This window comes from Geobacter sp. OR-1, assembly GCF_000813145.1.
Taxonomy (GTDB): domain Bacteria; phylum Desulfobacterota; class Desulfuromonadia; order Geobacterales; family DSM-12255; genus Geoanaerobacter.
In genome coordinates this window covers 190,256-210,460 of the sequence record NZ_BAZF01000001.1, presented here as the reverse complement: position 1 = coordinate 210,460, position 20,205 = coordinate 190,256, and the positions used below count along the sequence as shown (strand labels likewise).

The window sequence follows — 20,205 nt, the reverse complement described above, 5'->3', positions numbered from 1 at the left end:
AGCTTCATTAAAGCGTATTAGCTCTTGCCTTAATTTTCTTAGAGGCCTATAATCCCCTCTGCCCCCATGTATATACGGCATGGTCGGGCGGAGGGGTTATGCAAAGAAGATTCATTCTCCTGATCGCAGTTGCGCTGGCATTTTGTTGCGGTTTTTTCGCGGCTGAGCGCAAGAAAACCTCCGAAGCTTCATTCCACGACATGATTGTGTATCACCCCACGTCGCTTACCGGCCTGATCACCCCGAAGGACAAGCGGATCCGGAGCCTTGCCGCCCAGCTGAAGACCCCGGAAAACGCCTATGCCTATGTCCGCGACCGGATCGTCAATGACGCATCTCTGCCGGCTGCTTCTGCCGGAGAGATCCTGGCCGAAGGCAAGGCCAGCTGTATCGGCAAGGCAGTGCTGCTCTGCACCCTCTACCGTGCCATGGGAGTGCCGGCAAAGGAGGTCAGGGTAGTTACCGGCGAAGTGGATTATCCGGACGGCATCGTGGATCATGCCTGGGTCGAGACCGAGCTCGGCGGGGTCTGCATCCAGCAGGATGCGTCCAACCTGCTGGGGTTGTTCATGTTCGATCAGTTCAAGGACGTCCTTTACACCCGCACCTTTATCCGCAAGGAAGGGTATGCCTTCAACGACAAGCATTTTGCCGTTATTTCCCGCCTCAACCAGCTGAAAGGTTCCGGCCACCCGGCGATGTAACCTGCCTGACAAAATCCCCTGTTATTTTTGCTGGTTCACTGGCCATGCTGGGCTCTCTTGTGGATCTTCCTGATGGCTGGTGTGATTTACATCTGTTTCATGCAAGTTGTCTGGCTCCACGGAAAAAAAGACAGGCACCGGCAATGAGTTGCAGGTGCCTGTGTCGTAAGACTCCACGCCGGCGCGGACCTTATGCAACTCCCTTTGCGTTGAAGAAGTCGCCGTACTTCTTGTCGGTCTTGAGGATATGGGTCATGAGCCAATCGCTGAGCAGGTTCATGATCTGGGATGGGGATATCTTGTGCTCGTGATAGTCCCGGATCACCTCGCCCACCTTGCTGATGAAGGTGTCGTGCACCTGTTTGTGTTCCTGGAACGTGGGATAGCCGTGTTTCTCCATGAGACGCTCCTCCTCGGCGAAGTGTTCCTTGCAGTAAGCGGCCAGCGCCTGGAGTATCTCCTGGATCACCGCTTCCGTCTTGCCGTGCTGGAGGGCATCGTTCAATTGGCCGATCATGCCGATCAGCTTCTTGTGGGCTTCATCGAAACTGGAAACCTGGACCGTCATCCAGTTGTTCCATTTGATTATGGTCTGGAACCGGTTGACAGAACTGATCATCTCCTCTGCCAGACGGTTGAGTTGAGCGGCGGCGTCTGCCATGCCGCCCGCCTGGCCGCATTCCTTGGTGGCTTCATTCGTGATGCACTCAATGCTTGAACTGATCTCATTTGTCGTGGTGGTTTGCTCTGCCGCTGCTGTGGCAATCTGGTTGATCTGGCTCGTCACCTGTTCCACCTGGCTGCGGATCTGCTCAAGCGACGCCCCCGACCGTGACGCCTCCTGGGTACCTTCCTCCACCCGGTGGACCCCCTGGTTCATGGTCTCCACCGCTTCACAGGTCTCCTCACGGATGGCCGTAATCATGGCGGTTATCTCCTTGGTGGCTTTGGTAGTTCGCTCCGCCAGGGCGCGCACCTCGTCGGCCACCACCGCGAAGCCCCGCCCCTGCTCCCCGGCACGTGCGGCCTCGATGGCTGCATTGAGGGCCAAAAGGTTCGTCTGGTCGGCGATATCCTGGATGGTGCCGATGATGTCGCCGATCTGGTCGGACTTAGCCCCCAGGTTAGCCACCGTGGCCGCCGTGGCATGGACCTGCTCGGAAATCTGATTCATGACGGAGATCGTGTGCTGCACCACCGAGACACCCTCGTTGGAAAAGGTGGTGGTCAATTCGGAGGCATCCGCCGCTGAAACGCAGTTGTTGGCGATGACCGTAGCGGTGGCGGCCATCTCCTCGCCAGCAGTGGCAATGGCTGCGGCGTTTGCGGCGACCTGCTCGGAGCTGTGTGCCATCTCTCCGGCGCGCTGCTTGATGTCGAACGACGCTTGCGCCACGTTGCTGGCACTGTTGCGGATCGCTCCGATGACCTGTTGGAGGTTGTCGAGGAAGCCATTGAAGACCCCCGCCAAGACCCCCGATTCATCGTGCCGCGAGGTTTCGATACGTTGCGTCAGGTCTGCGTGACCGGCCGTCATGTCCTTCAGTTGCTTGATAACCGCATTCAGGGGTCTGGTGATGCCGACTCCCACGGATGCGGCCAGCGCAAGCATAAACAGCAGCATGACAGCGGTGGCGCCGTATACCCGCCATCGGACCGCAGCCACTTCTTCCGTGATGTAGTCCACATAGACGCCGCTGCCCAGGACCCACCCCCATGGTTTGTACTGCTTCACATAAGAAATCTTCTTGAACGGCTCATTGGTCACACCGCCGCTTGCTTGCGGTTTCGGCCATTCGTAGATTACGAAACCGTGCCCCATACGTGAGCAGACCTCGTTGAAGGCGACAAACAGATTCTTGTTGTCCAGTTTCCGGAACGGGCCGGTCAACCCCTCACACATGCCCGTTGCCTTGTTGAACCTCGGATCGTCCAGCTTCCTTCCGTCAAGGCTTGGCACTGTGGGATGCATGATCATCGTGGGAATCGGTGTGGATGGGTCGTTGATCCAGAGGTACTCCTTCTGCTCATACCGCATCCTTGATATGCTGCTTGCCGCACTCTTCTGGGCGGTTTCCAGGGTCATCCTGCCGGACCTGGCCTCTGCGTCGTGCCACTCAACGATGCCCATGCCCAGTTCAACAATGTGCCGGATGGCTTTCTGGTTTCCTTCCAGGATCTTATTTTCGATAAACGGAATGGCCAGCAGCTCCACGCACACCATAATCACAATTGCCGTAACGACCGGGATGGCCATGATCTTGGGCATGATGTTCCAGTCTCTGTAACGCTTGAGGGGCATAAACAGTCTCCATGGGTGGGGATATGCAGGTATGGCTTATATGTGTAGAATACTACCAAGATTAAATAATGCAAATGTTGTGGCAGGGGGGTAGGGGCTGGACGAGTGGGAGGGGCATCGACATTTTTCCCAATCAGCCGGTAACTTGAATTCGATCTTGAGCTTGTGATTGCGGTAAAGGCTTCAGCTATCGTTTGCCGATGTCGTCCCAGGTCCTGAAGCGAGGCAACTCACCAGGTGAGGAAAAATCCGATCCATTGCTTTTGCCATGACTCTATCAAATGCCGCGAGTCTCCAATCGGGAACGGGCAAGGTGTAAGGGGGCGCTTATATCCCCAACACCTCTGCCAGCCGCAGCATTTCGTCCTGGGGGCGCTTTTCCCCCTTGATCACGTCCTCGATCGGCACCGCCAGGACGGTGTTGCAGGAAAGCCCGACCATCATGCCGTGCTGGCCCGCGACCAGCAGCTCAACCGCTTTTTTGCCGAACCTGCTCGCAATGAGCCGGTCGAAGACCGTCGGTGCACCGCCGCGCTGGTAGTGTCCCAGTACCGTAACCCGCGTCTCGAACCCCACGGCATCCTTGACCGCGTCGGCAATATCCTGGGCCTTGCCCGCCCCCTCGGCAAGGATGATGATGGCATTATCCCGCCCCTCTTCGTACCTGGCCCGCAACTGCTGACAGATATCGGACAGGTCGAATTCCCTTTCCGGGACCAGGGCAAACTCGGCGCCGGTAGCTATGGCGGCAATGCTGGCCAGGTAGCCCGAGTGCCTCCCCATCACCTCGATCACGAAGGCCCGGGCATGGGAGCTGGCGGTGTCCTTGATGCAGTCGACTGCGTACAATATGTTGTTCAGGGCAGTATCAACACCCAGGGACATGTCGGTATAGGGGATGTCGTTATCGATGCTGGCAGGAATCCCGACCACCGGGAGCCCTTTCCTGCTCAGGGCCAGCGCTCCAGTCAGCGAGCCGTCGCCGCCGAGAACCACCAGTCCGTCCACTTCGAGCGCCTTCAGGTTGTCAAGCGCCTGCTGCTGTCCTTCGGGGGTCTTGAATTCCAGAGAGCGGGCCGACTGGAGGAATGTTCCCCCACGGTGCAGGATGCCCGAGACCGCCTTGGTGTCCAGAGGGATACAGTCCCCCTTCATGAGCCCCAGATATCCCTTGCGAAAACCGACAATATCGATATTCATCCGGATTGCGGTCCGCACCGCGCTCCTGATGCAGGCGTTCATCCCCGAGCAGTCGCCGCCGCTGGTAAGTATTCCGATCTTTTTCATTCTTCCCCCCTGTAAACGGATGCAAACCTGATGAGGATTTTACCGGCAACCGCGCTGATTGCAACCGTTCAATTTTCCCACTAAGATACCGATATGAAATATGTTATGAAAAAATCTTTATAACGAGGTTGATATGACGGTGATAAGAGCGATACTGACAGTAATATTGATCTTCGGGGCGTTCCGAACCGCGGAAGCTGCGGATGTCATTCGGATCAACGGGTCAGGGAGCGCGCTGGACATGATGACGCCTATTGTCGCCGCCTACCGGAAGGCTAATCCAAAGGTCGAAATACGGATGGCCAAGCCGCTTGGCAGCTCTGGTGCTATCAAGGCCCTGCTGGCGGGTGTTCTGGACATAGTTGTCAGCAGCAAGCCCCTGAAGCCCGAGGAGGCCCACCAGGGAGCAGTTGGCCGCGAATACGGCAAAACGCCGCTGCTGTTCGTGACCAACATGGATGTGAAAAAGGACAACATCACCTTGCAGGAGCTGAAAGATATCTATAAGGGGAATACGATCACCTGGCCCGACGGCAAGCCGCTTCGACTCATCCTCAGGCCCGAGGGGGATATTGACACGCAGATCATCCGGGGACTGTCCAGCGGCCTCGATGCCGCAGTCAGCGCGGCCACGAAGCGGAGAGGGATGGTAATCGCCGTTACAGATCCCGATCTGGTCGAAACCGTTGCGAAAACATCCGGGGCGCTCGGTGCTGCCTCTCTCAGCACAATGCTGGTGACCAAACCCAGGCTCAACCCGCTCTCCTTTAACGGAACCAGGGCAAGCACTACGGCTCTTGCCGCCGGCAGTTATCCCCTGGCCAAAGAGATACGGTTTATCACAACTTCCCGGACCTCTGCGGCAGCGGCAAAATTCCTCGCATTTGTCTACTCGGCCAAGGGACGGGCCATTGCGGAAAAGTCCGGCGTACTTCTTGATCCTTCGGTAAAGGGAGCAAAGTGAAAAACCCCCGCTCCATAGTTCGGGTTACTTCAATCATTGCCGGCGTATTTGCGGCATTTGTCGCCATCATCATCCCGTTGGGGCATTTTGCGGTTTCTTATCAGTTTCTGCTGGGGAGCCTCGATGCTCAGGCCGATCTCAGTTCCAGAACTATCAGCAGGATTGTCAGTGACAACCCGGGTATGTGGAAGTTCGAACAGGTCCGCCTTGCCGAACTGCTGGAACTGCGCCCGTTGCAGAACATCCCGGAACAGCGCCGGATTATCGACCTCTCCGGAAATGTGATTGCCGAAAGCGTGGACCGGCTCCTTCCCCCGATTGCCAGCATGAGCCACGATATTTACGACGCCGGGCAGATGGTCGGCAGGGTGGAGATCTGCCGGTCGCTGTATCCGATTCTCTCCCAGACCGTGATCCTGGCCATGGTCTCGATGGCCCTGGGAGTCGTTGTCTTCATAACGGTCCGGACGGTCCCGCTGCGCGCAGTCAGGAATGCCTACTCTTCTATGCAGGAAAGCGAAGCCCGCTACCGCTCGCTGTATGAATCGATGAACGAAGGGGTTGCCCTGCACAGGATCGAACCGGGCAATGCTGCCTTCACGGTAATTGACATGAATGCGGCGGCGGAACTGATTCTGGGAGTCAAGCGGGACCATGCCATAGGGAGCGATGGCGCTGCGATTTTCGGGGAAAAGATCAACGCCCATCTGCCGGATATCATTGCCGCTGCCGGGCGTTCCGAAACGTTCTCGTTCGAGTACCAGCTGGAGTCGATAACAAGGGTGCTCAATATTTCGATCTTTTTCCCGGGCCGGGACAGTTTTGCCACTCTGATAGAGGATGTTACGGACAAGAAGAAGTCTGAGGAACAGATCAGGAGACTAGCCTATTACGATGTCCTCACCGGCCTCCCCAACCGGCAGCTGCTGCAGGACCGCCTCGATCAGGCCCTGGCGCGCTCGGCCAGGGAAAACGGCAAGCTGGCCCTGATGTTCATCGACCTCGACCGGTTCAAGTTCATCAACGACACCATGGGGCATGCCTATGGCGATCTCCTGCTGGTGCAGGTTTCGCTCCGGCTGCGCGACTGTATCCGGAGCACCGATACCATTGCCCGGCTGGGGGGTGACGAGTTCGTCATCCTCCTTTCCTACATGGGAGAGGAGTTGAATGCGGCGCATGTTGCCCAGCACATTCTGGAACAGGCTGCCATGCCGTACGACCTGGGTACCAGGGTCGTCACCACAACGGCCAGTATCGGGATAACGATATTCCCGGACGACGGGCTCAACGGCCAGACCCTTCTCAGTTCCGCGGACATGGCGATGTATGCGGCAAAGGAGCGGGGGAGAAACATGTACAACTTCTTCTCCCCCGAGATGAACCGCAAGGCGCATGAGCGGATGGCACTGGAAACCAACCTTATGATGGCGCTCGAACGGAACGAGTTTTATCTGGAGTACCAGCCGATCATAAATGTCAAAACCGGCATGGTCGTTGCCGTCGAGGCCCTGGTAAGATGGGATCATCCGGAACTCGGCCGGACCATGCCCGGCGCGTTCATCCCGGTGGCTGAAGAGTCCGGTCTGATCGTCGCGTTGGGGGATTGGGTGCTCAGGACCGCCTGCGGCAGGATCAAGGCATGGACTGAGGCCGGAATCCGGCCGGTGCGGATCTCGGTGAACGTTTCCGGCATCCAGTTCCGGCAGACCAATTTTGTGGAACAGGTGGCCAAGGTTTTGGCGGAAACCGGCGTGAATCCCAACCTGGTGGAGCTGGAGCTTACCGAGACATCTCTGATGGAGAATGCGGATTCGACCGTGAAGAGCCTGTTCAGTCTCAAGGAACTCGATGTCGGGATCGCCCTCGACGATTTTGGCACCGGCTACTCTTCTCTGGCATATCTCAAGAATTTCCCGATCGACCGGGTCAAAATCGACCGGTCGTTCATCAAGGATGTCTGCGAAACCCCTGATGACAGGGCGATAGTGGAGGCGATCATTGCCCTGGCCCGAAGTCTCAACCTGTTCATCATTGCCGAGGGGGTGGAGACCTCCGAGCAGTTGGCCTTTCTCCAGGCTCGTGATTGCGATGAGATCCAGGGGTTCTACTTTTTCAGACCGATGCCCGAAGAGAAACTGCTGGAACTGCTGACATCGAAATGACTTGCCCGGTAAACGGTGGACAGGCTCCCGTTTTAGAGAGCCTGTCCGGCATCATCACAGGATGTGGCACGTGAAGCAGAGAGAAGCGTTGGCAGCTGCAACCGACAGGTTGTAACGTTGGGCGTTCAGCGGGTTGTGGCAGGTTACGCAGGCGATTTTCCCATTGATTAAAATCATGCTGGACGGAAGCGCATTGGCCTTGCGCAGGTTCGGGATTATCGAGCTGGCACGGATGTAATCGGTCCCGATCGCGTGGGTTACGGAAATGGCCGCCATCCCCGGATGATTCTTGTCTTTGATGTCGTCGGCGGCATTACGCCCCTTTTGTTCATGGCAGGATATGCACTCCTTGGAATTGTCGTCAAGTTCTCTGGGGTTGTCTGATGATCCAAATGTCCAGGTACTTTCACCTTTGGCAAGATTCTCCATCCTGATCCGCGCAATAAGCTCCATTTCCTGTCTCATGGCCAGGTATTCGGCCTTTTCCGACGGGGCCTCCAGGTAGACCTGATAATCGCACCCGGGTTTTTCCCCTTCTGCCGTGGCGGCGGAGCATTCCAGGCTGCTCATCAAAAGGAGCGTTGCTACTCCTGCCGACCGCGCTATTTTTTTCAAGCAATTTCTGATTCCGATGTTGTTACTCACCATGAATAGACCCTCCGTGGCCCCGGTGCTGAAATAAATAAGCCGGGGCCAAAATTATGATATTTCGGCAACCCGGCTGTCTCGGTGAGACCCAGTAGGCTTTCCGCCCCATCCTCGCGGATGGTTAAGTATTATCGTCTATCAGGTGAAAATGACTTTATCTCTTGTGCAATAAGACCGAGTTACCCTATTTCGATTATCACCCCCTTCAGTTCATAAAAAAAGCCGGGCTGCCGAATGTGGATATTTCGGCAACCCGGCTGTCTCGGTGAGACCCTATAGGCTTTCCGCCCCATCCTCGCGGATGGTTGAGTAGTATCGATATCTGTTGCTGCTTCAGTGCTCGTGCAAGTATGCTTCTCATTAAACCGTAATGTCCGTCATGTCAAGAAAGAAATTACTTCTTCGGTGCTGACGGGGCGTCTTGCTTGCCTGAAGACTCTTCATCCGTGGCATTTTCCCCGAGACTCCTGAGCCACGCCATCCTCTCCTTGATGTTCTTTTCGTACCCACGCCCGGTCGGCTCGTAAAACCTTCTCCCGTGCAGCTGGTCCGGCAGATGCTCCTGCAAGGCATACCCTTCCTGAAAGTCATGCGCATACCGGTACCCCTTGTGATACCCCAGTTCCTTCATCAGACTGGTCGGAGCGTTCCTGACATGGAGCGGCACCGGCAGTGCGCCGCTCTTTCTGACCTCGGCCAGCGCAGCGTCTATCCCGAGATAGGAGGCGTTGGATTTCGGCGCCGTGGCCAGGTAGGTGACCGCCTGCCCCAGAATGATCCGCCCCTCCGGCATCCCCACCAGTTGGAACCCCTGCAATGCGGAAACCGCCACCTGGAGTGCCCGCGGATCGGCATTGCCGATATCCTCGCTGGCCAGGATCACCATCCGGCGCAGTATGAAGATCGGGTCCTCGCCGGCCTCGATCATCCGCGCCAGCCAATACAGGGCCGCATCCGGATCGCTCCCCCGCATCGACTTTATGAACGCGGAGATGACGTTGTAATGTTCCTCCCCCCCCTTGTCGTACAGCAGGGCCTTTTTCTGCAGCGCCTCGCGGGCGGTTTCCAGGGTAATGCCGTCATTTTTGACCAGGCGGGCAGCGGTTTCCAGGGTATTGAGCGCGATGCGGGCATCGCCGCCGGACTGCGCGGCGATGAACGCCAGCGCTTCATCGGTTGCGGTCACCCCTGAAGCGCCGAGCCCCCGCTCCGGGTCACCAAGCGCCTGCCGGAGGATCGCACCGATTTCGGCGTCGCTGAGAGGATTGAGAACCAGAACCTTGCATCGTGACAGGAGCGGCGCGATCACCTCGAATGAAGGATTTTCGGTAGTTGCACCAATGATGGTGAAGATGCCGCGTTCCACATACGGCAGGAATGCGTCCTGCTGCGCCTTGTTGAACCGGTGGATCTCGTCGACAAAAAGGATGGTCCGTTTGGCATGGTACTTAAGCTCGTCTTCGGCTTCCTTGAGGACCTCGCGGATCTCCTTGACACCGGTAAGGATTGCGGAGAAAAAGATGAAGTGGGCACTGGTGGCGTTGGCGATCACCCTGGCAAGGGTGGTCTTGCCCGAACCTGGTGGCCCCCAGAGGATCAGAGACGGCACCTGGTCGGATTCGATCAGGCTCCGGAGCATCTTGCCCGGTCCGAGCAGGTGTTCCTGTCCTACGTATTCATCCAGGGTACGGGGGCGCATCCGCTCGGCCAGCGGGGCGTTTCTTACGGTGTCATTTTCTGTGGCAGAGGAAAAGAGATCCATTCAGCAGGCACCGTTCACTTGGTCCGGTCCTTGTGGTCGATGCAAAGACCTTCATGCAGGCAGTGCTGTACCGTGGCTTCAACCGCCAGGGTCTTGACGTCCCAGATCTCCTCGGCGTATTCGGCGATGGTCCGGTCGCTGGAGAATTTCCCCATGCAGGCCGTGTTGATGATAGATTTGGCAGCCCAGGCCTGCCGGTCGCGATACAGGTCGCTCACCCGGTCCTGGCAGGCGACGTAAGAACTGTAATCGGCGAGCAGCATGTAGTTGTCGCCCTGGTTGAGCAGCGAATCCGCAATCGGTTTGAACTGGTCGTGATTGTCGGGCGAGAAGGCGCCACCGGAGATCATGTCGATCACCTTTTTCAATTCCGGGTTGCGGAGGTAGTAATCCCTCGGGTTGTACCCCCTGGTGCGGAGATCCTGCACCTCCGGGGTGGTGAGCCCGAAAATGAACATGTTGTCCCGGCCGATCTCCTCCATCATCTCGATGTTGGCCCCGTCCAGGGTGCCGATGGTGAGTGCCCCGTTGAGGGCGAATTTCATGTTGCCGGTCCCGGATGCCTCGGTTCCGGCGGTCGAGATCTGCTCGGAGAGGTCGGCGGCCGGGAAGATCTTTTCTGCAAGCGATACGCCGTAATTGGCCAGGAAGACAACCTTGAGCCGGTCCCTGACATCCGGGTCATTGTTGACGACATGACCGACACAGTTGATCAGGTTGATGATCAACTTGGCGATGTAATACGACGGTGCTGCCTTGCCGCTGAATATGAACGTTCTGGGGACGATGTCGATATCCGGATTGTCCTTGATCCGGTTATACATGGTGATGATATGGAGCACGTTCAGCAGCTGTCGCTTGTATTCGTGGATCCGCTTCACCTGGCAGTCGAAGAGCGAGTCCTCGTCCACCTTGATACAGTTATGGCGGGCAATGTAGCTCGCCAGCTGCTGCTTGTTCGTCTTTTTGACCGCCTGCCATCGGCCGACAAAGTCCGGATCTTCGGCAAGGGGGATCAGATTCCGGAGTTCATACAGGTCGGTTATCCACCCTTCACCCAGTTTTTCGCTGATAAGATCCGACAGCAGCGGATTGGATTTCTTGAGCCAGCGGCGCTGGGTGATGCCGTTGGTCTTGTTGTTGAACCGCTCCGGGTACATCTCGAAAAAATCGCGGAACAGGTTTGTTTTCAGGATCTCGGAATGAAGGGCGGCAACGCCGTTGACCGAATGGCTGGCAACGATGCAGAGATTCGCCATCCTGACCTTCCGCTCCCAGTTCTCTTCGATCAGCGACATCCGCTCCAGTTTGCCGGTATCACCCGGGAACCGCAGCCGGACCTCTTCCAGAAACCGGTTGTTGATCTCGTAGATGATCAGCAGGTGTCTGGGGAGGATCTGCTCGAAAAACCAGATCGGCCACTTTTCCAGCGCCTCGGGCAGAATGGTGTGGTTGGTGTAGGCAAAGATGCGGTTGGTTATCGACCAGGCATCCGCCCATTCGAGCCCCTCAAGGTCGATGAGGACCCGCATCAGTTCCGGGATTGCCAGGGCGGGGTGGGTGTCGTTGAGCTGGATTGCGACCTTGTCGGGGAGCAGGCGCAGATCGGAGTGCATCTTCTTGAACCGGTAGATGACATCGTGGACAGTGGCTGAGGCCAGAAAATACTCCTGCTTGAACCGTAGCTCCTTTCCTTCGATGACATTGTCGGCAGGGTAGAGGACCTTGGAGATGTTCTCGGACAGCATCTTTTTTTCCACTGCCCGGATGTAGTTTCCCTCGTTGAAAAATTTCAGGTCGAATTCGCGGCTCGACTTGGCGCTCCAGAGCCGCATGGTGTTGACCGTCGTGTTCCGGTAGCCGGGGATCGGGGTGTCATAGGCCATTGCCATGACCTCTTCGGTGTCCACCCAGTTTTGCTCGGTGCGCCCCTCGCGGTTGGTAGTGGTAACCACCCTTCCGTAGAATTTTACCGGGTGCAGGTGCTCCTGGCGGTCCATTTCCCAGGGGTTCCGATAACGGAGCCAGTTGTCGGGGCGCTCCACCTGCGCGCCATCGATAATCTTCTGGCGGAAGATGCCGTATTCGTAACGGATGCCATAACCGTATGCCGGTATCGACATGGTTGCCATGGAGTCCAGAAAACAGGCGGCCAGTCTCCCCAGACCGCCGTTGCCGAGCCCGGCGTCCTGTTCGTCGTCCACGATCATGTCGAAATCGTACCCCAGGTTGGTCATCGCTTCTTTGAACTCATCGTAGAGCCCCAGGTTTATCAGGCTGTTCTCCAGGGTCCTTCCCATCAGAAACTCCATGGAGATATAGTAGACGCGCTTCTGGTCGCTGTTATAGTAGGCCTGCTGCGTGTCCAGCCACCGTTCGACCATCCGGTCCCGCACTGCATAGGCAAGGGCGTTGTAGATGTCGTATCTGACAGCGGAATACTTGTCCTTACCGAGGGTGTATTCCAGATGTTCCAGAAATGACTTGATCGTCAGCATCATGCTGTCGAGTTCGGCTGATTCCATGGGCTCCTGCGGGAGTTCCGACATGTGATGACCTCTGCTTGTTGAATTGAGGCAGATGAAGCGACCGGTGGATACATTATAGCCTCTGTCTCCGGAATTTCCATTGGACAGTAAAAATGAACTCTGATATTAATTTTTCATAAGTGTTATTTGCACGGGAGAAAGAATGAAACGGGTTGCCATTATTGCCAAAGTCCACGATCCCCGCTGTCAGGGGGTGGCCGGCGAACTGATCGAGTGGCTCTCCGCCCAGGGGGTAGAGCCGTTGGTCGAGGCTCACCTGGCGCGCCATCTGCTTTATCCCAACGGGATCGAATCGGCCCGTTTTCCGGAACTTGCCGATCTGGTGGTGGTGCTTGGGGGAGACGGCACCCTGATCTCCGCGGCCCGGCTGATCGGCGGCCGGAATATCCCGATTCTCGGGGTCAACCTCGGCAGCCTCGGTTTCCTTACCGAAATCACCGTGCCCGAGCTGTACCCGATGCTTTCCGACTGCCTCCGGGGTAAGTTCAAGCTGTCCGAGCGGATGATGCTCGATTGCACGATTGAGCGGGGCGGGGCCGAGATCGCCTGCCATCAGGTCCTGAACGACGTGGTGATCAACAAGGGCGCCCTGGCCAGGATCGTCGACCTTGATACCAGGGTCGACAGCCACTACCTGACGACTTTCAAGGCCGACGGTCTCATAATTTCGACGCCGACCGGCTCCACCGGCTATTCGTTGTCGGCTGGCGGGGCGATAATCCATCCGTCGCTCAACTGCATTGCCATAACGCCGATCTGCCCGCATACCCTTACCAACCGTCCCATCGTCGTTGGGAACGACTCCCTGGTAAGCATCATGGTCTCTTCCCTGGATGACGAGGATGTCTATCTGACCCTGGACGGCCAGGTAGGGGTGGAACTGAAGAGCGGCGACCTGATCCATGTGCGCCGCGCCCGGCACTACTCGCACCTCGTCATGTCAAACAAGCGGGATTTTTTCGAGGTGTTACGCACCAAACTCAAATGGGGCGAAAGATGATTCGCGATGAAAAACACCCATCTGCGGTGTTGTCTGCGTCGCTCGTCGCTGCGGCGTACTGATGTACGCCTCACTCCTCGCTCCTTGACGCCTTGCATCCGGGCATTTTTGATCGCGAATCAAATATGGTATATCCAAATAAACTATGCTGACCGACCTTAACATCAAGAACATCGCCATCATCGATTCCCTGCATGTCTCGTTCGGGGCCGGGCTCAATATCCTGACCGGCGAGACCGGGGCTGGGAAGTCGATCATCATCGATGCCGTAGAGCTGCTGCTCGGCGGCCGCGCCTCGGCGGAGCTGATCCGGGCCGGGGCCGATGAGGCGACGGTGGAGGCGGTTTTCGACCTCTCGGAGAGTCCGGATCTCGATGCCATGCTGGCCGAGGCCGGCATCGAGGCGAACGGCGAACTGCTGGTCAAGCGTGTTGTCGCGGCCAGCGGCAGGAACCGGGTCTTCATCGGCGGCAGCCTTTCCACCGCGGCTCTCCTGGGTGAGGTCTCCCGGAGGCTGATCAATATCTACGGCCAGCACGAATCGCAGACCCTGCTGCGGCCGGAAAACCATCTCCTGATGCTGGACGGCTTTGCCGGGTCTGACCCGCTCAGGGCCGAATTCAGCGCCCTCTATGCGGAATACCGGCATACAGCGGACCAGCTGAAGGCTCTGGAAGAGGGGGAACGGGACCGGGAACACCGGATCGACCTGCTCTCTTTCCAGCTGGATGAGATCACCAAGGCGTCGCTGCAGAGCGACGAAGAGGAAGAGCTTGAGGCCGAGCGCACGATCCTGACCCATAGCGGCAAATTGTTCAGTGCCAGCCGCGGCGGTTACGAGACGGTTTATGCCGGTGAAGGGGCGCTTTTGGGCCAGTTGCGCCGTACCATTGCCGCCATTTGCGACGCGGAACCGTTCGACCCGGCCCTGGTGCCGCTGCGCGAATCACTGGACGACGCCTATGCGCGGCTGGAGGATGTAGCGCTCGCCCTGCGCGATTATTCGGCCCGGATCGAGTCCGATCCGGACCGCCTGGCCCAGGTTGATGACCGGCTCGATCTGATCAGCCGGCTGAAGCGGAAATACGGCGCTACCCTGGCCGAGGTCCTCGACTATGGCGAGCAGGTGGGGCAGGAGCTGGCATTGCTCCGGAATTCGGCGGAAGCGCGGGGCGGGCTGGAAGAGCGGCTGGCCGAGCTTTCCGGTAAGATGACGCAAGCCGGTCTGCGGCTCTCTGAGGCAAGGCGGGCGGCAGCGCTACGGCTGGCCGAGGCGATGAAGCGTGAGCTTGCCGAACTCTCCATGCCGAACGCCCAGTTCGAGGTCGCCATGGAACCGTTGGCCGATCCGAGGCCGACCGGCCTTGATCGGGTCGAATTCCTGTTTTCCCCCAACCCGGGCGAGCCGCCGCGGCCCCTGGCCCGCGTGGCTTCCGGCGGTGAGCTTTCCCGCCTGATGTTGGCGCTTAAACAGCTTCACCCGGAAAGCGACGTGCCGACGCTCGTTTTCGACGAGGTCGACACCGGCATCGGCGGCGCCACTTCGGCACAGGTCGGCCGAAAGCTCAAGCATGTGGCCGTTGGCCAGCAGGTGCTCTGCATCACCCATCTGCCGCAGGTGGCGGCATTTGCGGACAGCCATTTCCGGGTGGAAAAGCTCCAGGAGAGCGGCAGAACTATCACCAGGATGGTCCTGCTGGAAGGGGAAGAACGAGTAAACGAGATGGCCCGCATGCTCGGCGGCGTCAGTATTACCGATACTACGAGGGGCCATGCCCGGGAACTGATCAAGGAGGCCGAACTTCATGCTGCGCAAGGCACAAATTAGCGATATCAAACCGATCCAGAAACTGCTGGCCCATTATGCCGGTAAGGGTGACATGCTGTCCCGTTCCCTTTCCGAGCTGTATGAATCGATGCGCGACTTCTACGTGGTCGAGGAGGATGGCGTGCTGCTCGGCGCCTCCGCACTGCATGTGGTCTGGGAAGATCTGGCCGAGGTGCGTTCCGTAGCAGTCTCAGAGGAGGCGGGCCGCAAGGGGGTAGGGACGCAGGTGGTGCAGGCCTGTATCGACGAGGCCAGGGCGATCGGGCTGAAACGGGTCTTCTGCCTCACCTACAAGCCGGATTTCTTTGCCCGGTTCGGGTTCCGGATCGTGGACAAGTCCGAACTGCCGCACAAGGTCTGGGGCGACTGCATCAAGTGCGCTAAGTTCCCCGACTGCGATGAGATCGCCATGCTCATGGAGCTGGAGTGACCGGTGCGCCGAGATCCACGGTTCCACTCGCCTGGACATCGATATCGGTGCTGCCTGAGCCCCCGAATGAAGAAATAAACCACTTTCCCTTCAGTTGTTTCATGACGACAAATCCGTATGATTCCGGCATATCTGCCCAGCTGTAGGCGACGTCAAGTGTTGCCTCGTCCCCTTTCATCGATCCGTCTGCAACTCTGTGGCTCTTGGGGCTTCCCAACAGAAAGACGACCCCTTGAGACATCTCCTTGTTCTTAAGGCACTGGGCCAGGGCTTCGCCATCACCATCGGTTATCAATTTGCAGATCTGCGCATGATCTTTTTTAATACACAGCGTCGATCAATGCCATATACGCCTTGCCAGGCTCGCCCCCTCCCTCAGGAAGCCGCGTGCCCCCTTTGTATGGATCTCTGAATTCATGACCGGCAGGGTTTTGCCCCGCCGCCGCAATAATGGGATTGAAGCAGAATGTCACGGTGGTCATCATGATCGCAAAAAACAAACGGGGAGCAAGCCGGGTCATGTTCATGGTTTTCCCTCCTGTTTGGGATCTGGTTGTAGCCTGATCCGGGCTAGACCTCTCTGAGGTTCCCGGCATCAGGTTCATCAGGAGGGGTGAAGCCATGGAAGAAGTTGTTCGTCAGCAGCTTTTCTTCCTTGGCAACGGCATATATCGCGTAACAGGTAACGTGCAGGTAGCACGCATAAACGTTATCCGCCCCGAAAATGGAACCGAAGATCCCCTTCTTGCTTGCCTTGGGCTTCTTTACCTCGCGCCACCTCGTATATTGCTTTGTTTTCGGGGAAACGCCGATAAAACGGTCGAGCCGTCCGACATGCCTTCCCTGTTCTATTTTGATATCGAATTTTCCCGGGCCCCCGACCCGGTTAATCAACTTGCCCAGGATCCCCCCGGACTCCTTCAGCTCCTCCCTGGTATGATGCTCGGGTACACAATATATGACCTTGTACCCGCCTTTGATCTCTCCGTCGCATGCAAAACAGTTCATGTTTCCCTCCTCGGAACAATCCTTTAACCCTTGCAGTTAACGTGTTGATCTCATCTTGCACATTGTCGGCTCCTGAATTACGGAATTCACAGGGGCCTGGTTATCGATTTTCCTTGGATTTTCGTATGATTTTACATTGTTAAGGATATCCAAGCCTGATGGTTTGTCAAATGGGTACGGCCTGAGACCGATCAGCGACTTCGTGTCGCGACAACGTGGGAGAGCGCAGCTGCTTATGTTGATGGCACATTTTCGTAGTGTTTCTTAACGCATCGTTTTTTCGGCTAAATTTGTCGTCTTTTCAGAGGTATCTTCAGTTTTCAGGTTTCTGGCCGAAAAACAACATATCCATGTGACGAATGATCAAGAAGCATATGGCGCTCATGCGAAGGTAATAACTCGCTCAACGTGATACCCATGGGCTTTTGCCCCCCATGGTCATTACCGCAGAACGTTAAGGCTATGTCAGACATGGATATGCAAACGCTCTCATTTGTCATCGCCGTCAATGGAATAGCGCTCGTCCTATTGGTGGCATTTATGGCCCTTTTCCGCCGCGATCGGGGGCTTTCCATCTATGCGCTGTCGTTTTCCTCGGCAGTGGCGGGTGGGTTGCTCCTGATGTATTATGCGGGCGGGAAAAACCTATTGCTCGTCCTGATCTCCAACCACATGCTGCTTTTCTATCATCTTGGCATGTCGTGGGGATTGCGAACCTCTCTCGGCTTTGAACGCCCCTGGCCGCATCGTTTTTGGGCATACCAGATAGCATGGTCAGCTATCCTCGCCGTATCGATACTTGTACCGGTCCGCTTCTTCTTGCCGCCCCTGTTCGCGTCGGTGTTCATAATTATCGCCACCACGGAATTCATCCTTTGCCTGCGAAGATTGCCGCAAACCTTGCCCGCTTCCATCCGCCGCTTTGGCACTGCGGTTGCCTTGAGCTTTATTCTCTTTCACATCGTCCGCGTCATTCTGATCATAAACAATACCAGTCCTACGCCTCAGCTCATGGACAACAATATCCTGAATACATATACGCTGATGTTTTCCGCGTTCCATATGGTTCTCTGGGCTGGTGTCATCCTGATAATAGACAACGCCATGATCCTCGCGCAGCTGAAGGGGCAAAACCGGTTGCTTCAAGACCTGGCCACGACTGATGCGCTCACCGGACTTTTGAACCGGCATATGCTTGACGAGAAATTGGCCGTTGAGATCAAGCGTTCGGGGAGATACGGGATTCCACTTTCACTGGTAATGTTTGATCTGGATCATTTCAAGCAGATCAACGATACGCGGGGGCACCAAGTGGGCGATGAGGTATTGAAGTGCGTCGCATCCATATGCAAGTCCCAGTGCCGCGAACCCGACAACTTGTTCAGGTGGGGCGGAGAGGAGTTCCTCCTGATGGCTCCCCACACCGATCTCTCCGGCGCCGTGATCATTGCGGAAAAAATTCGGCAGGCTATCGCTTCTCATCAATTTCAGTGGGACGGATCAGTAACCGCGAGCTTCGGCGTAGCACAGTGGCGACCGCAGGACGGGTGCAACGACCTGTTTTTGCAAGTCGATCACGCATTGTACCGCGCCAAGAACACCGGGCGAAATCGCGTGGTCTCGTTCGGGCTCAACGATCATTTGCCAGTGGCTGCGATCAAAATTGAGTGGCAGGATTCCTGGTCATCTGGAAACGCCCTCATTGATAAGCAGCATCGCGTTCTCTTCGATATGTCGAACAATCTTCTGGATCTGAGCCTTTCTCAAGCCGACGCCCTCGAAATGAACAGCCGGCTTGATGAGCTTTTTACGCATATCAAAGGCCATTTCGCCGACGAGGAGCGGATTTTGGCTCAGGCAGGCTATCCAGAACTGGAACTCCACGCCCAGCTCCACAGTCAGCTTATGGAAGAATACCAGTATCTCAAGGCGTTGATGGACCGGGGAGATTGCCCTCCTGCCGCTCTCTTCGATTTCCTGGTGGGAAAAGTTGTAATCGAACATATCATGAAGTCGGATGTCCTTTTCTTCCCATATACGCGATAATTTCTCCGCAGGATGTAAGCCTCTCGCAACTTCTACTTGCCAATTTTCTCTTTGACATGAGGGTCGCCCCAGGCCCTTTGATTTTTCTTTATGACCTTCTGGACATTGACCACCGTGCTCCCTACCTTCAGAGTGCGCCCGCAGTCCTCTTCACACCACGCGGGTAACCCGACTTTGAGCCCGGCGGTGGATCTGACCTCCAATAACAGCTCGCCTCCCTTGCTGTCCTTGATCGTAACCACGTTTCCCTTGATGCTGGTAACCGTTCCCTCTATTCCCTTTTCGCTTTTATTCATCGCCAAGGCAGAGACGCTGACCGCGAGAATAGCCGCAGAGACTATCACCACAGATGACTTCTTTAACATTGTACGCTCCTTTCAGTTGTTATCCGATTGACACCCATTCCTCGATAACCTAGGGATACTCCCAGATTTTTCGCTAGGCCGCCACTGATTCACTGGGGAGTCCCTAGTTTTCCTCTATTGAGCAGTTCATGCGTGCGCGTGAACTGGCCATCCACTCAAATGGAACATTTATTCCGGAATTGTTTTACTCGCTTAACAATCTCAATCTGAAAAGCTTCTTCGCCAGATTATAGATATCATCTTTGGCTCCATCACGACGAATACCAATGGCAACGATTACTACAACAATATCGTTACCTCTAATCTGATAAATGATGCGGAAACGTTTTCCAACAGCCCTTATGCTGCGAAATCCTGCCAATTCACCCAGCAGTGTCTTGCCCTGCTTTTCTGGGTCTTCAGTCAGACGATCAATCACCGCTCCGATTTTCTCTCGGATGCGTCGGTCGGAAATATCTGACAAAAGCTTCAATGCTGTTGGTGTAAGCAGAATCTGCCACTTCACAGGTCAAGTTCCTGTTTGGCGTCCTCCCAGGAGATGAGTTTGCCGGAATCCATCTCTTGTATGCTCTGACGTAATTGGGGCATCAGTTCCGTGTCTCCCATAACTTCCAGCGTCTCCGAAATCGCTTCGTACAATTCCCACGGCAATACAGCCAAGACCGGTTTGCCACGGCGAGTGATTTCCAGAACATCAAGCTGTCCGTTGTGGATAAGAGTCTCTGGTAGAGACGTAAGCTGTTTTCGCGCTTCCATGATTGACAATATGTGTGGCATGGCAACCTCCTTATCTGTACTTATAAAGGTACATTTAGGCGTAAACATAGTCAAGGGTTGATTGTTTATCTCGATTTGTCTCAACTGAGAGTACACCAGCTTGGCTGGTGTTACACTTTGTTGAAAATCTCGATTAACTTTACCATTGACGCAGTGTGTATCAATGTGTATAAAATTACTCATGACCAGCAAAGAGATTATCAGGCGACTTGAAAATGAGGGCTGGTATAGTGCCGGTGGCAAAGGCGACCACCAGAAATTCAAGCACCCGTCAAAAGCTGGTCATGTTGTAGTGCCACATCCACGTAAAGACATCCCAACCGGAACCTTGCGGAACATTTATCGTCAAGCAGGTTGGGAATGGAGGTAA

At 56.1% G+C, this 20,205-nt stretch carries 19 protein-coding genes and 2 riboswitches; of the genes, 8 read left to right on the top strand and 11 right to left on the bottom strand.

What is annotated here, in order from left to right:
• The first annotated feature begins 98 nt into the window (after positions 1–98).
• A complete protein-coding gene (locus OR1_RS00860; protein WP_041969377.1) occupies positions 99–704 on the top strand; it encodes a transglutaminase family protein in 606 nt (201 codons plus the stop codon).
• A gap of 190 nt (positions 705–894) precedes the next feature.
• On the opposite strand, the gene OR1_RS00855 is transcribed toward OR1_RS00860, so the two are convergent.
• Both OR1_RS00855 and pfkA read right to left on the bottom strand, forming a co-directional pair.
• Positions 895–3,006 (bottom strand): bacteriohemerythrin, encoded by a 2,112-nt coding sequence (locus OR1_RS00855; RefSeq protein ID WP_052440176.1) that lies wholly within the window; start codon positions 3,004–3,006, stop codon positions 895–897.
• 327 nt (positions 3,007–3,333) lie between these two features.
• On the bottom strand, positions 3,334–4,293 hold the full coding sequence (gene pfkA / locus OR1_RS00850; RefSeq protein ID WP_041969376.1) for a 6-phosphofructokinase: 960 nt from the start codon (positions 4,291–4,293) through the stop codon (positions 3,334–3,336).
• A 133-nt stretch (positions 4,294–4,426) separates the two neighbouring features.
• On the opposite strand from pfkA, the gene OR1_RS00845 reads away from it, so the two are divergent.
• Positions 4,427–5,257 (top strand): PstS family phosphate ABC transporter substrate-binding protein, encoded by an 831-nt coding sequence (locus tag OR1_RS00845; RefSeq protein ID WP_041969375.1) that lies wholly within the window; start codon positions 4,427–4,429, stop codon positions 5,255–5,257.
• Positions 5,254–7,422, top strand: coding sequence for a bifunctional diguanylate cyclase/phosphodiesterase (locus tag OR1_RS00840; protein ID WP_041969374.1), 2,169 nt, complete (start codon positions 5,254–5,256; stop codon positions 7,420–7,422). The genes OR1_RS00845 and OR1_RS00840 overlap by 4 nt, the downstream gene beginning before the upstream one ends.
• 54 nt (positions 7,423–7,476) lie before the next feature.
• On the opposite strand, the gene OR1_RS00835 is transcribed toward OR1_RS00840, so the two are convergent.
• The 3 genes from OR1_RS00835 to OR1_RS00825 all read right to left on the bottom strand — a co-directional run bounded on the left by OR1_RS00835 (position 7,477) and on the right by OR1_RS00825 (position 12,357).
• Entirely contained in the window at positions 7,477–8,070 is a 594-nt protein-coding gene (locus tag OR1_RS00835; RefSeq protein WP_082002741.1) for a cytochrome c3 family protein, read from the bottom strand.
• A 60-nt stretch (positions 8,071–8,130) separates the two neighbouring features.
• Positions 8,131–8,207: riboswitch (cyclic di-GMP riboswitch) on the bottom strand.
• Positions 8,208–8,314: 107 nt separating this feature from the next.
• Positions 8,315–8,391, bottom strand: a riboswitch (cyclic di-GMP riboswitch).
• A gap of 73 nt (positions 8,392–8,464) precedes the next feature.
• Positions 8,465–9,832 carry a replication-associated recombination protein A gene (locus tag OR1_RS00830; RefSeq protein WP_041969372.1) on the bottom strand — a complete coding sequence of 456 codons (1,368 nt, stop codon included), beginning with the start codon at positions 9,830–9,832 and terminating at the stop codon, positions 8,465–8,467.
• Between the two features lie 14 nt (positions 9,833–9,846).
• On the bottom strand, positions 9,847–12,357 hold the full coding sequence (locus tag OR1_RS00825) for a glycogen/starch/alpha-glucan phosphorylase (protein ID WP_193377079.1): 2,511 nt from the start codon (positions 12,355–12,357) through the stop codon (positions 9,847–9,849).
• A 166-nt stretch (positions 12,358–12,523) separates the two neighbouring features.
• On the opposite strand from OR1_RS00825, the gene OR1_RS00820 reads away from it, so the two are divergent.
• The 3 genes from OR1_RS00820 to OR1_RS00810 all read left to right on the top strand — a co-directional run bounded on the left by OR1_RS00820 (position 12,524) and on the right by OR1_RS00810 (position 15,639).
• Positions 12,524–13,381: an NAD(+)/NADH kinase gene (locus OR1_RS00820; protein WP_041969370.1), complete on the top strand. Its 858-nt coding sequence runs from the start codon at positions 12,524–12,526 to the stop codon at positions 13,379–13,381.
• 145 nt (positions 13,382–13,526) lie between these two features.
• The gene (gene recN, locus OR1_RS00815; RefSeq protein WP_041969369.1) at positions 13,527–15,209 is read left to right on the top strand and encodes a DNA repair protein RecN; all 1,683 of its coding nucleotides are present in this window, start codon (positions 13,527–13,529) and stop codon (positions 15,207–15,209) included.
• Entirely contained in the window at positions 15,187–15,639 is a 453-nt protein-coding gene (locus tag OR1_RS00810; RefSeq protein ID WP_041969368.1) for an N-acetyltransferase, read from the top strand. The genes recN and OR1_RS00810 overlap by 23 nt, the downstream gene beginning before the upstream one ends.
• Here OR1_RS00810 and OR1_RS00805 read toward each other — a convergent pair.
• The 3 genes from OR1_RS00805 to OR1_RS00795 are packed head-to-tail and all read right to left on the bottom strand — an operon-like array spanning position 15,623 to position 16,647.
• Complete coding sequence (locus tag OR1_RS00805) at positions 15,623–15,934, bottom strand: hypothetical protein (protein ID WP_041969367.1); 312 nt, start codon at positions 15,932–15,934, stop codon at positions 15,623–15,625. The two genes, OR1_RS00810 and OR1_RS00805, sit on opposite strands and share 17 nt — an antisense overlap.
• Positions 15,935–15,959: 25 nt before the next feature.
• Complete coding sequence (locus OR1_RS00800; protein WP_041969365.1) at positions 15,960–16,166, bottom strand: hypothetical protein; 207 nt, start codon at positions 16,164–16,166, stop codon at positions 15,960–15,962.
• Positions 16,167–16,209: 43 nt separating this feature from the next.
• Complete coding sequence (locus OR1_RS00795; RefSeq protein ID WP_041969364.1) at positions 16,210–16,647, bottom strand: hypothetical protein; 438 nt, start codon at positions 16,645–16,647, stop codon at positions 16,210–16,212.
• A 471-nt stretch (positions 16,648–17,118) separates the two neighbouring features.
• On the opposite strand from OR1_RS00795, the gene OR1_RS20495 reads away from it, so the two are divergent.
• Positions 17,119–18,693 (top strand): diguanylate cyclase, encoded by a 1,575-nt coding sequence (locus OR1_RS20495; protein WP_160295189.1) that lies wholly within the window; start codon positions 17,119–17,121, stop codon positions 18,691–18,693.
• 32 nt (positions 18,694–18,725) lie between these two features.
• On the opposite strand, the gene OR1_RS00785 is transcribed toward OR1_RS20495, so the two are convergent.
• The 3 genes from OR1_RS00785 to OR1_RS00775 form a co-directional block, all read right to left on the bottom strand.
• Positions 18,726–19,058 (bottom strand): hypothetical protein, encoded by a 333-nt coding sequence (locus OR1_RS00785; RefSeq protein WP_041969362.1) that lies wholly within the window; start codon positions 19,056–19,058, stop codon positions 18,726–18,728.
• Between the two features lie 184 nt (positions 19,059–19,242).
• Positions 19,243–19,563: a type II toxin-antitoxin system RelE/ParE family toxin gene (locus OR1_RS00780; protein ID WP_041969361.1), complete on the bottom strand. Its 321-nt coding sequence runs from the start codon at positions 19,561–19,563 to the stop codon at positions 19,243–19,245.
• Complete coding sequence (locus OR1_RS00775; protein ID WP_041969360.1) at positions 19,560–19,835, bottom strand: type II toxin-antitoxin system Phd/YefM family antitoxin; 276 nt, start codon at positions 19,833–19,835, stop codon at positions 19,560–19,562. The genes OR1_RS00780 and OR1_RS00775 overlap by 4 nt, the downstream gene beginning before the upstream one ends.
• A 181-nt stretch (positions 19,836–20,016) precedes the next feature.
• On the opposite strand from OR1_RS00775, the gene OR1_RS23135 reads away from it, so the two are divergent.
• A complete protein-coding gene (locus OR1_RS23135) occupies positions 20,017–20,205 on the top strand; it encodes a type II toxin-antitoxin system HicA family toxin (RefSeq protein ID WP_041969546.1) in 189 nt (62 codons plus the stop codon).

Excerpts from the sequence above, each read along its gene's own strand:
- OR1_RS00860 (WP_041969377.1), top strand. The coding sequence starts at position 99 with ATGCAAAGAAGATTCATTCTCCTGATCGCAGTTGCGCTGGCATTTTGT.
- OR1_RS00855 (WP_052440176.1), bottom strand. The coding sequence starts at position 3,006 with ATGCCCCTCAAGCGTTACAGAGACTGGAACATCATGCCCAAGATCATG.
- pfkA (WP_041969376.1), bottom strand. The coding sequence starts at position 4,293 with ATGAAAAAGATCGGAATACTTACCAGCGGCGGCGACTGCTCGGGGATG.
- OR1_RS00845 (WP_041969375.1), top strand. The coding sequence starts at position 4,427 with ATGACGGTGATAAGAGCGATACTGACAGTAATATTGATCTTCGGGGCG.
- OR1_RS00835 (WP_082002741.1), bottom strand. The coding sequence starts at position 8,070 with ATGGTGAGTAACAACATCGGAATCAGAAATTGCTTGAAAAAAATAGCG.
- OR1_RS00830 (WP_041969372.1), bottom strand. The coding sequence starts at position 9,832 with ATGGATCTCTTTTCCTCTGCCACAGAAAATGACACCGTAAGAAACGCC.
- OR1_RS00825 (WP_193377079.1), bottom strand. The coding sequence starts at position 12,357 with ATGGAATCAGCCGAACTCGACAGCATGATGCTGACGATCAAGTCATTT.
- OR1_RS00820 (WP_041969370.1), top strand. The coding sequence starts at position 12,524 with ATGAAACGGGTTGCCATTATTGCCAAAGTCCACGATCCCCGCTGTCAG.
- recN (WP_041969369.1), top strand. The coding sequence starts at position 13,527 with ATGCTGACCGACCTTAACATCAAGAACATCGCCATCATCGATTCCCTG.
- OR1_RS00810 (WP_041969368.1), top strand. The coding sequence starts at position 15,187 with ATGCTGCGCAAGGCACAAATTAGCGATATCAAACCGATCCAGAAACTG.
- OR1_RS00800 (WP_041969365.1), bottom strand. The coding sequence starts at position 16,166 with ATGAACATGACCCGGCTTGCTCCCCGTTTGTTTTTTGCGATCATGATG.
- OR1_RS00795 (WP_041969364.1), bottom strand. The coding sequence starts at position 16,647 with ATGAACTGTTTTGCATGCGACGGAGAGATCAAAGGCGGGTACAAGGTC.
- OR1_RS20495 (WP_160295189.1), top strand. The coding sequence starts at position 17,119 with ATGGATATGCAAACGCTCTCATTTGTCATCGCCGTCAATGGAATAGCG.
- OR1_RS00785 (WP_041969362.1), bottom strand. The coding sequence starts at position 19,058 with ATGTTAAAGAAGTCATCTGTGGTGATAGTCTCTGCGGCTATTCTCGCG.
- OR1_RS00775 (WP_041969360.1), bottom strand. The coding sequence starts at position 19,835 with ATGCCACACATATTGTCAATCATGGAAGCGCGAAAACAGCTTACGTCT.
- OR1_RS23135 (WP_041969546.1), top strand. The coding sequence starts at position 20,017 with ATGACCAGCAAAGAGATTATCAGGCGACTTGAAAATGAGGGCTGGTAT.